Raw genomic sequence first — 14212 nt, 5'->3', positions numbered from 1 at the left:
CGAAGGAGAACCACCCGTGAGCGACGACTACATCCTGGCGATCGACCAGGGCACCACCAGCACCCGCGCCATCATCTTCGACCACTCCGGGTCGATCGTGGCCACCGGCCAGAAGGAGCACGAGCAGATCTTCCCGCGCGCCGGGTGGGTCGAGCACGACCCCGCCGAGATCTGGGAGAACGTCCGCGAGGTCATCGGCCAGGCCCTGTCACGCGCCGACATCACGCGCCACAACATCAAGGCCGTGGGCATCACCAACCAGCGTGAGACCGCCGTCGTGTGGGACAAGACCACCGGCAAGGCCGTCTACAACGCCATCGTCTGGCAGGACACCCGCACCCAGTCGATCGTCGACCGCCTCGCGGCGGACGGCGGCGTCGAGCGGTTCAAGCCGATCGTCGGCCTGCCGCTCGCGACCTACTTCTCGGGCACCAAGGTCGTCTGGATCCTCGAGAACGTCGAGGGCGCCCGCGAGAAGGCCGAGGCCGGCGACCTGCTCTTCGGCACGACCGACACCTGGGTCCTCTGGAACCTGACCGGCGGCACCGACGGAGGCGTGCACGTCACCGACGTCACCAACGCCTCGCGCACCCTGTTCATGGACCTCGAGACGCTCGAGTGGCGCGACGACATCCTCGAGGCCTTCGACGTCCCCCGCTCGATGCTCCCCGAGATCAAGAGCTCGTCCGAGGTCTACGGCACCGTCGAGGCCTCCAGCCTCCTCCGCGAGGTCCCGATCGCCGGCATCCTGGGCGACCAGCAGGCCGCGACCTTCGGCCAGGCGGCGTTCGACCAGGGCGAGTCGAAGAACACCTACGGCACGGGCAACTTCCTCATCTTCAACACGGGCGAGGAGATCGTCCACTCGAAGAACGGGCTGCTCACGACGCTGGGCTACAAGCTCGGCGACGCGGCTCCGCACTACGCGCTCGAAGGTTCCATCGCTGTCACCGGCTCGCTGATCCAGTGGCTGCGCGACAACCTCGGCATCATCGGCTCGGCCCCCGAGGTCGAGGAGCTCGCCAAGACGGTCGACGACAACGGCGGCGTCTACTTCGTGCCCGCGTTCTCGGGCCTGTTCGCCCCGTACTGGCGCTCGGACGCCCGTGGTGCCCTCGTCGGCCTCACGCGCTACGTCAACAAGGGCCACATCGCCCGTGCTGCGCTCGAGGCGACCGCCTTCCAGACCCGCGAGGTGCTCGACGCGGTCAACGCCGACTCGGGCGTCGACCTCACGGAGCTCAAGGTCGACGGCGGCATGACCGGCAACGACGCCCTGATGCAGTTCCAGGCCGACATCCTGAACGTGCCCGTGGTGCGTCCGGTCGTCGCCGAGACCACCGCCCTCGGCGCCGCGTACGCCGCGGGCCTCGCGGTCGGTTTCTGGGAGACGCTCGACGACCTGCGCTCGAACTGGCAGGAGGACAAGCGCTGGACTCCTGCCATCGAGTCCGACGAGCGCGACCGCACGCTCCGCCTCTGGAAGAAGGCCGTCACGAAGACCTTCGACTGGGTCGACGAGGACGTCAACTGACGTCGGTGCTGACGACACGGTGCTGACGACACGGCGCTGACGCGTCGACGGCAGGGAGAAGGGCCCGTTCCTCGGAACGGGCCCTTCTTCCGTACTCGGGGGCGTCGACCCCGGCGCTCGGCGGGTCGAGACGGTCCGGTCAGGACCCGGGGGTCAGGACCGTCGGGTCGCTGCGACCCACTCGTCGAGCTTGGCGGCGGCGGCGCCGCCGTCGATCGCCGCGCGGGCCACGGCCAGCTGCTCACGGAAGCGGGCGACGATCGGACGGTCGCGTTCCGACTGGTCGGCCGCCAGCCGGTAGCTGACGAGGCCGGCCGCGGCGTTGAGCAGGACGATGTCGCGGACAGGCCCGGTCTCCCCCGCGAGGACGCGTCGGGCGATCGCCGCGTTGTGCTCGGCGTCCCCCCCGACGAGGTCCGCGATGCGGGCCCGCGGGATGCCGAGGTCGAGGGGGTCGAGGTCGTGCTCGGTGACCGATCCGGTCGAGATCTCCCAGATGTGGCTGTGGCCGGTCGTGGTCAGCTCGTCCAGGCCGTCGTCGCCGCGGAACACGAGAGCGGTCGCGCCTCGGGTCTGGAACACGCCGACGATCAGGGGCACCTTGTCGAGCTGGGCCACCCCCACGGCGCTGGCCTCGGGCCGGGCGGGGTTGACGAGCGGGCCGAGGAAGTTGAAGACGGTCGGCACGCCGATCTCGCGCCGGACCGCCGCCGCGTTCCCGAAGCCGGGGTGGAAGGCCGCCGCGAAGGCGAAGGTGAGCCCGGCGTCGGCGAGCACCTCCGCGACGCGCTCCGCGCCCAGCGTGAGGTCGATGCCGAGCGCCGCCAGCACGTCCGACGACCCCGACGACGAGCTGGCGGCGCGGTTGCCGTGCTTGATGACGGGCACGCCCGTCGCGGCGACGACGATCGACGCCATCGTCGAGACGTTGACCGTCCCGAAGCGGTCGCCGCCGGTGCCCACGATGTCGACGGCCATGGACGGCACGGGCAGCGGCACGGCGTGCGCGAGGACGGCGTCACGGAACCCGACGATCTCGTCGACGGTCTCGCCCTTGGCCCGTAGGGCCACGAGGAAGGCCGCCAGCTGAGCCGGCGTCGCCTCCCCCGTCATGACCTGCTCCATGGCCCACGTGGCCTCGGTGATCGAGAGGTCACGACGCGCCAGGAGGGCGTCGATGAGGGCAGGCCAGGCGAGCTCGTGGGTCATGTGCCCAGGCTAGCGTCGGGCCGGAGCACGCCAAGTAGCTCGTCGTCAACAGAAATTCCCGGCGCGGAGTTTCCTGCGCAAACCCAGGGCGACTTACCAGGCATAATGGACGGCGTGACAAGTACCTCTCTCTCCAGGCCTTCCAGCGCGCCGGTCGTCAACCGCCCGAGCACGGTCGCCGTGGGCACCATCGTGTGGCTCGGCAGCGAGGTCATGTTCTTCGCCGGCCTGTTCGCGATCTACTTCACGCTGCGCAGCACGTCTCCCGGTCTCTGGGCCGCCGAGACGGCCAAGCTCGACGTCCCGTTCGCGCTCACGAACACCATCACCCTGGTGCTCTCGTCGGTCACGTGCCAGTTCGGCGTCTTCGCCGCCGAGCGCATGCAGGCCAGGCGCACCGGTCGCCTCTTCCAGGTCGGCAGCTGGGGCATGGTCGAGTGGTTCTTCCTGACGTACTCCATGGGCGCGGTCTTCATCTGCCTCCAGGTCTTCGAGTACGCGCACCTCATCTCCGAGCACGTGACGCTCAGCTCGAGCGCCTACGGCTCCGCGTTCTACATGACGACCGGGTTCCACGGTGCCCATGTCATCGGCGGGCTGATCGCCTTCCTCCTGACCATCGGTCGCGCGTTCGCGGCCAAGAACTTCGGTCACAAGGAGGCCACGACCGCCATCGTGGTCTCGTACTACTGGCACTTCGTCGACGTGGTGTGGATCGGCCTCTTCATGGTCGTCTACGTCCTCAAATAGGCATCGGAAAGTTCGCACAGCATGTTCACCAGAAGCTCCTCCTCGCGACGCACCGCCAAGACCGGCCGCCGCAGCCCCGTCGCCACGGCGTCGCTCCTCCTCGTGGGCCTGCTCACGACCGGCGGCGCCTACGCGCTGTTCTCCTCCACCGCCACCGCTGAGGAGTCCGCCCCCGCAGCGGCCTCGCAGCAGAGCGTCGACGAGGGGCAGAAGCTCTTCGCGTCCAACTGCGCCACCTGCCACGGCCTGTCGGCCGACGGCACCGGCGACGGCCCCAGCCTGATCGGCGTGGGCGCTGCCTCCGTCGACTTCCAGGTCGGCACGGGTCGCATGCCGATGGCGGCCAACGGCCCGCAGGCCGAGGAGAAGCCCGTCCAGTTCACCGACGAGCAGGTCTCCGACCTCGCGGCCTACGTCGCGTCGCTGGCCCCCGGCCCCGCCATCCCCGACGAGGAGTACCTCGCCGCGGACGGCGACACCACCAACGGCGCCGAGCTCTTCCGCATCAACTGCGCCATGTGCCACAACGTCGCCGGCGCCGGCGGTGCCCTGACGGAGGGCAAGTACGCGCCCTCGCTCAAGGGCGTCAGCGAGGCCCACATCTACGAGGCCATGCTCACCGGCCCGCAGAACATGCCGGTCTTCAACGACCTCAACCTCTCCCCGCAGGACAAGGCTGACGTCATCACGTACCTCAAGTACCTGGAGAAGAACCCGTCGCCCGGCGGGTTCGAGCTCGGCAGCCTCGGCCCGGTGGCCGAGGGCCTCTTCATCTGGATCTTCGGCCTCGGAGCGATCGTCGCCGTGACCATCTGGCTCACGGCCCGCTCCAACTAGCGGCCCTCCTCGTACTTCACTGAAAGGCAGCACCCATGGCACAGCACGACGACGAGGCCCCGGAGACGGGCTCGGCTGTCGAGAAGCACGAGCCCCGACGGGTCTCGGCCGGCACGGCCGTCCTGACGACGGACGTCTTCGAGAACCCGGGCGAGCCGCCGCACCGCGACCGTGTCACCGACATCGACCCGCGGGCCGAGAAGCGCGCGGAGCGCCAGGTCAGCACCTGGTTCTTCCTCTCGATCGTCGGCAGCATCGCGGCCATCGGCGCCTACGTGGCCTTCCCGATCACGTCCGGCGACTCGGGGTCCGTCAGGCTCAACAACCTCTTCCTCGGCCTCGGCATCGCTCTCGGGCTCCTGTCCGTCGGCATCGGTGCCGTCCACTGGTCGAAGACCCTCATGCCCGCCCGTGAGATCACGGAGATGCGTCACAGCACCCGTGGCACGGACGAGACGCGCGGGAAGGCCGTCGAGGTCTTCGCCCTGGGCAACCAGGAGTCCGGCTTCGGGCGCCGTGCGCTGATCCGCAACAGCCTCATCGGCGCGCTCGTCGCCACCCCGCTCCCCGCGGTCGTGCTGTTCCGCGACCTCGCTCCCGCTGAGGACCCGAACGAGGTCCTCCGTCACACGTTGTGGGAAGAGGGCATGCACCTCACCCGCGACCCGTCCGGTGCTCGCATCAAGGCCTCGGACGTCACCCTGGGCTCGGTCTTCCACGTGATCCCCGAGAGCCTGAACGAATCCGAGCACCTGCTCGAGGAGAAAGCCAAGGCTGCAGTCCTCCTCATGCGTCTCAAGCCCGAGGACCTCAACATCCCCGAGGGACGCGAGGACTGGCAGTACGACGGCATCGTCGCCTACTCCAAGATCTGCACGCACGTGGGGTGCCCCGTGGCCCTCTACGAGCAGCAGACACACCACCTGCTCTGCCCCTGCCACCAGTCGACGTTCGACGTGACCAACAACTGCGAAGTGATCTTCGGGCCGGCCAAGCGCCCGCTGCCGCAGCTGCCGATCGCCGTGGACGCCGACGGGTACCTCGTCGCGCAGAGCGACTTCCACGAACCTGTGGGCCCGAGCTTCTGGGAGCGCGCCAAGTGACCACCACCACCCCTGCACCGGGTACCGACACGACGACCCCGTCGTCGCACGGCACCACAGTCTCCGCGCCGGCCTTCGCGCCGACCCGGACGAACAAGATCTTCGGCGCCACGGCGAACTACATCGACGAGCGCACGAGCATGTCGGGCCTCGTCCGCGAGGTCGGTCGCAAGATCTTCCCCGACCACTGGTCGTTCATGCTGGGCGAGGTGGCTCTCTACTCGTTCGTGGTGATCCTCCTGTCGGGCACCTTCCTGACGTTCTTCTTCCAGCCGTCCATGGCTGAGGTCAACTACAACGGCTCCTACGTGCCGCTGAAGGGCCTCAACATGTCGGCCGCCATGGCGTCGACGCTCGACATCTCGTTCGACATCCGCGGTGGTCTGCTGTTCCGCCAGATCCACCACTGGGCGGCCCTGCTCTTCGTGGCCTCGATCATGCTGCACATGCTGCGCGTGTACTTCACGGGCGCGTTCCGCAAGCCCCGCGAGATCAACTGGGTCGTCGGCTTCACCCTCTGGGTCCTCGCCATGGCCGAGGGCTTCACCGGCTACTCCCTGCCCGACGACCTCCTCTCCGGCAACGGAGCGCGGATCATCGACGGCATGGTCAAGGGCATCCCGGTCATCGGTGTCTGGATCTCGTACCTCCTCTTCGGCGGCGAGTTCCCCGGCACCGACATGGTGGGTCGCTTCTACTCGCTGCACATCATGCTGCTGCCCGCACTCCTGATCGCCCTGCTCGGCGTCCACCTGCTGCTGCTCATCATCAACAAGCACACGCAGTTCGCGGGCCCCGGCAAGACGAACGAGAACGTCGTCGGCGTCCCTGTCATGCCCGTCTTCGCGGCGAAGGCCGGTGGGTTCTTCTTCATCGTCTTCGGTGTCCTCGTCCTCATCGCGTCGCTCTTCACGATCAACCCGATCTGGAACTACGGCCCGTACGACCCCTCCCCCGTCTCCGCCGGCACCCAGCCGGACTGGTACATCGGCTTCGCGGACGGCGCCCTGCGCCTCGTGCCGCCGGGCTGGGAGTTCGTGGCGTTCGGCTACACCGTCTCGATGAACATCCTGGCTCCCATCGCGGTCCTGGTCGTCTTCATCCTGGCCGTGCTGCTGTACCCGTTCCTCGAGGCCTGGGTCACCGGCGACAAGCGCGAGCACCACATCCTGGACCGCCCGCGCAACGCCCCGACCCGCACGGCCATCGGTGCCGCCGGCATCGTGGTCTACGCCAGCCTCTGGGCCGCCGCCAGCTCCGACCTGATGGCGACGCACTTCCACCTCAGCCTCAACTACGTCATCCACACGGTGCAGGCCTGCCTCATCCTCGGCCCGTTCATCGCGTTCATGATCACGAAGAGGATCTGCCTCGCCCTCCAGAAGAAGGACCGCGAGATCGCCCTCCACGGTTACGAGTCGGGGCGCATCGTCCGCCTCCCCGGTGGCGAGTACGTCGAGGTCCACGAGCAGCTCGACGAGTACGAGCGCTGGAAGCTGCTCAACTTCAACGAGTACGCGCCCCTCATGGTCCGTCCGAACGCCAACGGGCAGATCACGCCCGTGCAGCGTCTCCGCGCCTCGGTGTCGTCGTTCTTCTTCGAGGACCGCATCGCCCCGGTGAAGCGCTCGGAGATCGAGTCCTCGCACCACGAGGCCGTCCCCTCCGGTGACGAGCGCCGGTCGATCGACCAGCACTGATCCCTGCACCACCGAGAAGGGCCCGACTGCTCCGGCAGTCGGGCCCTTCGTCGTTCATGGTCCACCGGGCAGTGATGCCGACGCCGTGACGCCTGCAACGCCACGGGTCTGCTGCAGCCGGCGACGGGCGCCCCGTGGCCGGTAACACGCGGCTCGGGCCCCCTGTGCGTCTGTGCCTGAGCCTCGTCCAGTCCCGCCTAGCCCTCTGCAGTCCCGCCGAGGCCTCCTTCAGCACGACCAGGCCTGCTCGGTCTGCTCGGTCTGCTCGGTCTGCTCGGTCTGCTCGGTCTGCTCGGGTCTGCTCGGGTCTGCTCAGCCCTGCTCGGCCTGCTCGGGCCTGCTCAGCCGTGCTCGGCCTGCTCGGGCCTGCTCGAGCCTGCTCGGGCCTGCTCGGGCTTGCGGAGGTCTGCTCGACCCTGGGCCGGACGGCAGAACGGCCACCGGATCGTTCCTTCCCCTCGTCACCGCGGCGGGTCCGTGTCCCTGAGGGCGGGTCGACGCTGACGCGCCCGTAATGACGGGAACCCGCCCCACCCGCGATTCAGCGACGGTCGTGCACCGGGTGGGCACCGACTCAGCGGTCACGTGGTCCTGCAGTCCTGCAACACGGGCCCTCCGGCGTTCCTGACCAGGAGAGCAGCCACGACGCCTACGGACCGGGCCGGGTCGGGGCCGAGACCGGCTCGGTCCGGCCCGGCCCGGTGCGTTGCCCGGCGCAGCGTCGGCGCAGGCAGACCGGGGAGCCCCCTCTTTCCCAGTCGACGGGGCCGGACCATCTGCGTGAGGGTGGTCCTGTGTTGCCCCCCGGTCCCTTCGGCGGGTCCACGTCCCTCCCGGCGGGTCAACGGTGACGCGCCCGCGATGACGGGAACTCTCCTCACCCCTGCAACAACGGCACCCCTGGACCGCTCAGCCCTCGCACGCCCAGAAGCACACCCATGGAGGGGCCCGAGGAGCGGGTCGGGCTCGAAGTGTCGACAGGCAACGGGCCCGCACACGGCGTCAGCGGTCATCCTGAGCGGCCACAGTGACCGTGTGCCCTCCACCAGGGCACCGACGGGGCTCAGGCGGTAGGCGAGACGGCTCCACCCCATGGTCAGGGGTTCAGAGCCTGTCGCACGCCCCCGCTGCCGACCCTGAGAACGTCTGGGCACACGACGACGACGGCGCCCACCCGGAGAGGGTGAGCGCCGTCGGCGTGGTCGTGCTGAGGGACTAGTGGGCGAAGTTGCCGCGGTAGTACTCGTAGACCCAACCGACCAGCGACACTGCGATCAGCGCACCGCCGATGTAGATGATCCACATGCCGACCGCCAAGGCCAGGAAGACCAGGCCGCACGAGAAGGCCAGCAGGATGGGCCACCACGACCACGGGCTGAAGTGCCCGAGCTCGGGGTCGCCGTCGTCGATGTTGGCGTCGAGACGGTCCTCGGGCAGCTCACCGCCCTGGGCGGCGTGCGAGCGACCCATGTAGAAGGCGAGGAACACACCCAGGGCGCCAGCGAGGCCGATGCCCATGGTGCCGGCCCACTCGACGCGGTTGACGTCGATGATGTTCCACACCGTGTACACGGCGCAGAGGGCGAAGAAGAAGATCGCGAGGATCCAGAACAGCGTGGCGTTGGTCTTCATCGGGGTCCTACTTCACCTTGTCGCTGGAAGCGTCGTACGTCGGGGCATCCGGGGCGTCCTTCGCCGGGCCGATGCCGACGGGGAGGCCGGCCTCGGGGTGGTTCAGGTCGAACGCCGGCGACTCCGACCGGATGCGCGGGATCGACGTGAAGTTGTGGCGAGGCGGCGGGCAGGACGTGGCCCACTCGAGGGAGCGGGAGTAGCCCCAGGGGTCGTTCACCTCGACCTTGGGCGCCCGACGAGCCGTGATGTACACGTTGTACAGGAACGGCAGGATCGAGATGCCGAGCAGCATCGAGCCGATCGTCGAGAGCTGGTTCATCCAGGTGAAGTGGTCCTCGGGCTGGTACGTCGCGTAGCGACGGGGCATGCCCATGACGCCGAGCCAGTGCTGGATGAGGAACGTGGTGTGGAAGCCGACGAACAGCATCCAGAAGTGGATCTTGCCGAGACGCTCGTTGAGCATCTTGCCCGTCCACTTCGGCCACCAGAAGTAGAAGCCGGAGAACATCGCGAAGACGACGGTGCCGAACACCACGTAGTGGAAGTGCGCCACGACGAAATACGTGTCGGAGACGTGGAAGTCGAGCGGGGGCGAGGCGAGGATGACGCCCGTCAGCCCACCGAAGGTGAACGTGATGAGGAAGCCGATCGCCCAGAGCATCGGGGTCTCGAAGGTGACGGAACCGCGCCACATCGTCCCGATCCAGTTGAAGATCTTCACGCCCGTGGGGACTGCGATGAGCATCGTCATCAGCGAGAAGAACGGCAGCAGCACCGAACCGGTCACGTACATGTGGTGAGCCCACACGGTGACGGACAGGGCCGCGATCGAGATCGTCGCGTAGACGAGGGTCTTGTAGCCGAAGATCGGCTTGCGGCTGAAGACCGGCAGGACCTCGCTGATGATGCCGAAGAACGGCAGGGCGATGATGTAGACCTCGGGGTGGCCGAAGAACCAGAAGAGGTGCTGCCAGAGGATGGCGCCGCCGTTGGCCGGGTTGAAGACCTGGGCGTCGAACACCCGGTCGAAGCCGAGGCCGAACAGGGCCGCCGCCAGGACGGGGAAGGCCATGATCACGAGGATCGAGGTGATCAGCGTGTTCCAGGTGAAGATCGGCATGCGCCACATCGTCATGCCGGGCGCACGCATGGTCACGATGGTCGTGATGAAGTTGACCGAGCCGAGGATCGTGCTGAAGCCCGTCATGCCGAGGCCGAAGACCCACAGGTTGCCGCCGAGCCCTGGTGAGAACGTGGTGTCGGACAGCGGTGCGTACGCGAACCACCCGAACGAGGCCGCGCCCTGCGGGGTGAGGAAGCCGGCCACCGCGATGAGCGAGCCGAAGAGGTAGAGCCAGAAGGCGAAGCCGTTGAGCCGCGGGAAGGCGACGTCGGGGGCACCGATCTGCAGCGGCATGAGCACGTTGGCGAAGCCGGAGAACAGGGGCGTCGCGAACATCAGCAGCATGATCGTGCCGTGCATGGTGAAGAGCTGGTTGTACTGCTCCTTCGTCGCGACGACCTCGAGGCCCGGCGCGAACAGCTGCGCACGGATGATCAGCGCCATCACGCCGCCGAGGCAGAAGAAGAGGAACGACGCGATCAGGTACATGTACCCGATCGTCTTGTGGTCGGTCGACGTGAGCCAGCTCACGACGACGTTGCCCTTGCGGCCGACCTTGGAGGCCCCGAAGTCCTGACCTGAGGACGTCCCACCGGTGGTGGGACGCGTGGCGGTGGCTGTCATCGAACCGTGCCCTTACTTCTCGTCGGAGCCGGCGGCGACGGGCGCCTCGTTGTTCGGCTCGTTGGTGTTGGTGTTGTACTGGTCGCCCAGCAGGCCGGTGTTGCCCTGCTGCGCGAGGGTCGCGAGGTAGTCGTCGTACTCGGACTGCGACACGACCTTGACGTTGAAGAGCATCAGCGAGTGGTACTCACCGCAGAGCTCGGCGCACTTGCCGGTGAAGGTGCCTTCCTTCTCCGGCGTGAAGTACATGTAGTTCGTCTTGCCGGGGATCGTGTCCTTCTTGTAGAGGAAGTCGACGACCCAGAAGGAGTGGGCCACGTCGCGCGAGTTGAGGTCGATCTCGACCGACTTGCCGACGGGGAGGTACAGAACGGGCAGCTGGCTCTCGTCGATGTTGCCGTCGCCGAGCTCCTGGGCCTGGATGCCCTGGTAGTAGACGCTGTCCTCGTCGTTCTGCTGGTCGATGTAGTTGAAGTCCCACGCCCAGCGCTTGGCGTAGACGTCGATCTTCACGTCGGGGCTGGCGGTCGGCGCCTCGATGGCGGCCTGGTCGCGGGCCGTGAAGGCGAAGAAGCCGAGCACGAGGATCAGGGGCACGACCGTGTAGAAGATCTCGATCGGCATGTTGTAGCGCAGCTGGACCGGGAGGCCGGTCTGGCCCTTCCGACGGCGGTAGGCGATGCACGCCCAGATGACGAGGCCCCAGACGATGAGACCGACGATGAGCAGCACGATCCACGACGTGACCCAGAGGCCGATGATGCTGTCGACGTGGTTGGTGGTGCCCGCGGTGGTGGGCAGCCACCCCTGGAGCTGGTCGGTCGTGCAGCCTGCCAAGACCAGGGCCATGACGGCGGCCACGGGGATGGCGGCCCAACGAAGACGGCGGTTAGAACGCACTGTTACCTCTCGGATGACACGACAGCAAGGGGGATCTCCCAGTCTAGGACGGGACTTCCCTAGCCTACTCGCAGGTTGCACCGTCGATCGAACGCAGCACGCCGTTCGTTCGACATCGAGACGGGAGCCCTGCTCACGGACGACGACGGGGACCGCCCCTGACGAGGCGATCCCCGGGACCGCGGTGCTGATGGTGGCCCGGACCGGCAGCCCGGTCGGGCGGGAGCGACCTAGTGGAAGCTGTCGCCGCAGGCGCAGCTGCCCTGGGCGTTGGGGTTGTCGATCGTGAAGCCCTGCTTCTGGATGGTGTCCTCGAAGTCGATGGCGGCACCGTCGAGGTAGGGCACGCTCATCTTGTCGACGACGACCTCGACGCCGTCGTAGTCGACGGTCGCGTCGTTCTCGAGCAGTCGCTCGTCGAAGTACAGCTGGTAGATGAGCCCCGAGCAGCCGCCGGGCTGGACGGCGACCCGGAGGCGCAGGTCGTCGCGCCCCTCCTGCATCAGGAGGCTGCGGACCTTGTCGGCCGCGGTGGAGGTCAGCTGCACGCCGTGGGCGGCGGCCTCGGCCGTGCTGGCCGTCTCGACGGGGGCGGTGGTCGCGGTGTCGGTCATGGTGTCTCCGTTCGGGCGGTGGGAGTGTCGGACACTCGTCGTCGACCAGTGTAAGCAGCACTCCCCCGCTTTTGTTCCTCGTACGGCGGACGAGCAGGGAGGCGGGCCTCAGCCCCGGGCGTCGAGGCGCGCGAGCAGGATGGCCTCGCTGAGGACGGCCCGGTGCAGCACGCCGAGGTGCTGCGACTCGTTCGGGCTGTGGGCGCGCGTGTCGGGGTCCTCCACGCCGGTCACGAGGATCTGCGCGGCGGGGAAGGTCCGCACGAGGTCGGCGATGAAGGGGATGGAGCCGCCGATGCCGGTCTGGAGCGGCGCCTCGCCCCAGCCCTCGGTCATCGCCACGGTCGCGTCGGCGATGGCCCAGCCGGTGGTGTCGACCAGGAAGGGGTCGCCCTTGTCGACGTCGGTGACCTCGACGTGGGCGCCGAACGGGGCGTGCGCCAGCACGTGCGCCTCGAGCGCCTCGTAGGCGGAGTTCGCCGTCTGCCCGGGGGCGATGCGCGCGCTGACGCGGACGGAGACCTCGGGCAGGAGCGTGTTCGACGCGTTCGCCACCGACGGGGCGTCGATGCCGGTGACGGTGATCGAGGGCTGCGACCAGACGCGGCTGAGGAGGGGGCCCGTGCCGATCGGGGCGACGCCGTCGAGCAGGCCGGACTCCTCGCGCAGGGTCTCCTCGGTCTGCTCCGGGTGGTCCGCGTCGCGGCTCTCCAGGCCCGCGACCGCGACGCTGCCGACCTCGTCGTGGAACGTGCCCAGGAGGCGGACCATGGCCATCATGGCGTCCGGCACCGCGCCTCCCAGCATCCCGGAGTGCGAGGCATGGGCCAGCGTGCGGACGGTGAGGCGGAAGGTCACGTTGCCGCGGAGGCCGACCGTGATGGCCGGGACCGTCGTGCTCCAGTTGTCGGAGTCGGCCACGACGATGACGTCCGCCTCGAGGTCGTCGTGGTGCTGACGGAGGAAGTCGGCGAACGAGCGGGAGCCGAACTCCTCCTCGCCCTCGATGAAGAGGGCGACGCCGACCCCGAGGTCGTCGCCGAGCACCTCGTGGACGGCCCGGAGCGCGGCGACGTGGGTCATGACCCCGGCCTTGTCGTCGGAGGCGCCCCGCCCGTACAGCCGGTCGCCCTTGAGGGTGGGCTCGAAGGGAGGGGTCTCCCAGTCCGCGTCGTCGCCCTGGGGCTGGACGTCGTGGTGCGCGTAGAGCAGGACGGTCGGCTTGCCCTCGCGCGCCGCACGACGGGCCAGGACGGCGGGCTGCCCCGTGGTGCCGGAGTCGCCGATCGGAGCACTGCTGACGCGGACCTCGTCGAAGAGGCCGGTGCTCCGCACGAGCTCGGCGACGGCGTCGGCGCTGGCGGCGACGTGCGACGGGTCGTAGGCGTCCCACGAGACCGAGGGGATCCGCACGAGCGAGCTCAGGTCGGCGATGGTCCGGGGCAGGCCGCCCTGCACGGCCTCCGCGAGTTCGCTGACAGTGCGGGGGTCGGTCGGGGAGACGGGATGCTGCGAGACGGTCATGCAGGTAATCTTAGGAACTCGACGAGACCCGAGGACACCGTGGCGAAGGCATCAGACAAGACCATCACGACGACGCAGGTCGCCGACCCCGAGTCGACGACGGCGGGCAAGGGCCGCCCCACCCCGTCGCGTCGCGAGCGGGAGCAGGCCAACGTCCGCCCCCTCGTGGCGAAGGGCAAGGAGGCGCAGAAGGCCCAGCGGGCCCGCCTGGCCGAGCAGCGCGACCGGGCCCGGATCGGCCTCGCCAACGGCGAGGAGAAGTTCCTCCCCGTCCGCGACAAGGGGCCGCAGCGCCGCTTCATCCGCGACTACGTGGACGCCAGGTACAGCGTCGGCGAGGCGATGATCCCGCTCATGGTGCTCGTCATCGTGATGAGCCTCGTCAACGTCACCGCCGTCCAGGCGGCCACCCTGTTCGTCCTCTGGGGCTTCTTCATCGTCGCGATCGTCGACTGCCTCGTCGCCGGCCACCTGGTCACGAAGAAGCTCACGGCGAAGTTCGGCGCCGACGCCGTCCAGAAGGGCAACCGCTGGTACGCCGCGATGCGCTGCATGCAGCTCAAGCCCATGCGCCTGCCGAAGCCGCAGGTGAAGCGCCGGGAGTTCCCCGTCCTCTGAGACGGGCCCGGGCCTCCTCGGGGGCGCCTGGACCACGACGA

12 protein-coding genes are annotated in these 14212 nt (G+C 68.6%); 6 read left to right on the top strand and 6 right to left on the bottom strand.

Going from position 1 to position 14212, the window contains the following annotated elements; genetic code table 11:
- Positions 1-16 precede the first annotated feature (16 nt).
- Complete coding sequence (gene glpK / locus IFT45_RS07965) at positions 17-1534, top strand: glycerol kinase GlpK (protein WP_056055003.1); 1518 nt, start codon at positions 17-19, stop codon at positions 1532-1534.
- A gap of 153 nt (positions 1535-1687) precedes the next feature.
- Here the strand turns inward: glpK and trpD are convergent, their stop codons facing one another.
- The gene (gene trpD, locus IFT45_RS07960; RefSeq protein ID WP_192045735.1) at positions 1688-2743 is read right to left on the bottom strand and encodes an anthranilate phosphoribosyltransferase; all 1056 of its coding nucleotides are present in this window, start codon (positions 2741-2743) and stop codon (positions 1688-1690) included.
- Positions 2744-2848: 105 nt separating this feature from the next.
- Here trpD and IFT45_RS07955 point away from each other — a divergent pair, with 105 nt between their 5' ends.
- Genes IFT45_RS07955 through IFT45_RS07940 form a run of 4 tightly spaced genes read left to right on the top strand, consistent with a single transcriptional unit; the run spans position 2849 to position 7133 of the window.
- A complete protein-coding gene (locus IFT45_RS07955) occupies positions 2849-3493 on the top strand; it encodes a heme-copper oxidase subunit III (protein ID WP_082514370.1) in 645 nt (214 codons plus the stop codon).
- A 21-nt stretch (positions 3494-3514) separates the two neighbouring features.
- Positions 3515-4330, top strand: a complete 816-nt coding sequence (locus IFT45_RS07950) for a c-type cytochrome (RefSeq protein WP_167259243.1) — start codon at positions 3515-3517, stop codon at positions 4328-4330.
- A gap of 35 nt (positions 4331-4365) precedes the next feature.
- A complete protein-coding gene (locus tag IFT45_RS07945; protein ID WP_056055016.1) occupies positions 4366-5433 on the top strand; it encodes a ubiquinol-cytochrome c reductase iron-sulfur subunit in 1068 nt (355 codons plus the stop codon).
- Positions 5430-7133: a cytochrome bc complex cytochrome b subunit gene (locus IFT45_RS07940; protein ID WP_371810911.1), complete on the top strand. Its 1704-nt coding sequence runs from the start codon at positions 5430-5432 to the stop codon at positions 7131-7133. The genes IFT45_RS07945 and IFT45_RS07940 overlap by 4 nt, the downstream gene beginning before the upstream one ends.
- Positions 7134-8348: 1215 nt before the next feature.
- On the opposite strand, the gene IFT45_RS07935 is transcribed toward IFT45_RS07940, so the two are convergent.
- From IFT45_RS07935 to IFT45_RS07915, 5 genes are all read right to left on the bottom strand, one after another.
- Entirely contained in the window at positions 8349-8765 is a 417-nt protein-coding gene (locus tag IFT45_RS07935; RefSeq protein ID WP_056055023.1) for a cytochrome c oxidase subunit 4, read from the bottom strand.
- 7 nt (positions 8766-8772) lie between these two features.
- On the bottom strand, positions 8773-10515 hold the full coding sequence (gene ctaD, locus IFT45_RS07930) for a cytochrome c oxidase subunit I (RefSeq protein WP_185232737.1): 1743 nt from the start codon (positions 10513-10515) through the stop codon (positions 8773-8775).
- 12 nt (positions 10516-10527) lie between these two features.
- Positions 10528-11364 (bottom strand): cytochrome c oxidase subunit II, encoded by an 837-nt coding sequence (coxB, locus tag IFT45_RS07925; RefSeq protein ID WP_192127817.1) that lies wholly within the window; start codon positions 11362-11364, stop codon positions 10528-10530.
- 281 nt (positions 11365-11645) lie between these two features.
- Positions 11646-12029, bottom strand: a complete 384-nt coding sequence (erpA, locus tag IFT45_RS07920) for an iron-sulfur cluster insertion protein ErpA (RefSeq protein ID WP_056055034.1) — start codon at positions 12027-12029, stop codon at positions 11646-11648.
- A 108-nt stretch (positions 12030-12137) separates the two neighbouring features.
- Complete coding sequence (locus IFT45_RS07915; RefSeq protein ID WP_192127596.1) at positions 12138-13553, bottom strand: dipeptidase; 1416 nt, start codon at positions 13551-13553, stop codon at positions 12138-12140.
- 39 nt (positions 13554-13592) lie between these two features.
- Here IFT45_RS07915 and IFT45_RS07910 point away from each other — a divergent pair, with 39 nt between their 5' ends.
- Positions 13593-14171 carry a DUF3043 domain-containing protein gene (locus IFT45_RS07910; RefSeq protein WP_056055041.1) on the top strand — a complete coding sequence of 193 codons (579 nt, stop codon included), beginning with the start codon at positions 13593-13595 and terminating at the stop codon, positions 14169-14171.
- The last annotated feature ends 41 nt before the right edge of the window (positions 14172-14212 follow it).

Origin of the sequence: Frigoribacterium sp. CFBP 13707 (genome assembly GCF_014842245.1) — a bacterium.
Lineage (GTDB): Bacteria > Actinomycetota > Actinomycetes > Actinomycetales > Microbacteriaceae > Frigoribacterium > Frigoribacterium endophyticum.
This window is presented reverse-complemented; position numbering and strand designations above follow the sequence as displayed.

Coding starts and splice junctions, on each gene's coding strand:
- coxB (WP_192127817.1), bottom strand. CDS start 11,364: ATGGCCCTGGTCTTGGCAGGCTGCACGACCGACCAGCTCCAGGGGTGG.
- IFT45_RS07955 (WP_082514370.1), top strand. CDS start 2,849: ATGGACGGCGTGACAAGTACCTCTCTCTCCAGGCCTTCCAGCGCGCCG.
- ctaD (WP_185232737.1), bottom strand. CDS start 10,515: ATGACAGCCACCGCCACGCGTCCCACCACCGGTGGGACGTCCTCAGGT.
- IFT45_RS07945 (WP_056055016.1), top strand. CDS start 4,366: ATGGCACAGCACGACGACGAGGCCCCGGAGACGGGCTCGGCTGTCGAG.
- IFT45_RS07915 (WP_192127596.1), bottom strand. CDS start 13,553: ATGACCGTCTCGCAGCATCCCGTCTCCCCGACCGACCCCCGCACTGTC.
- IFT45_RS07935 (WP_056055023.1), bottom strand. CDS start 8,765: ATGAAGACCAACGCCACGCTGTTCTGGATCCTCGCGATCTTCTTCTTC.
- IFT45_RS07950 (WP_167259243.1), top strand. CDS start 3,515: ATGTTCACCAGAAGCTCCTCCTCGCGACGCACCGCCAAGACCGGCCGC.
- erpA (WP_056055034.1), bottom strand. CDS start 12,029: ATGACCGACACCGCGACCACCGCCCCCGTCGAGACGGCCAGCACGGCC.
- trpD (WP_192045735.1), bottom strand. CDS start 2,743: ATGACCCACGAGCTCGCCTGGCCTGCCCTCATCGACGCCCTCCTGGCG.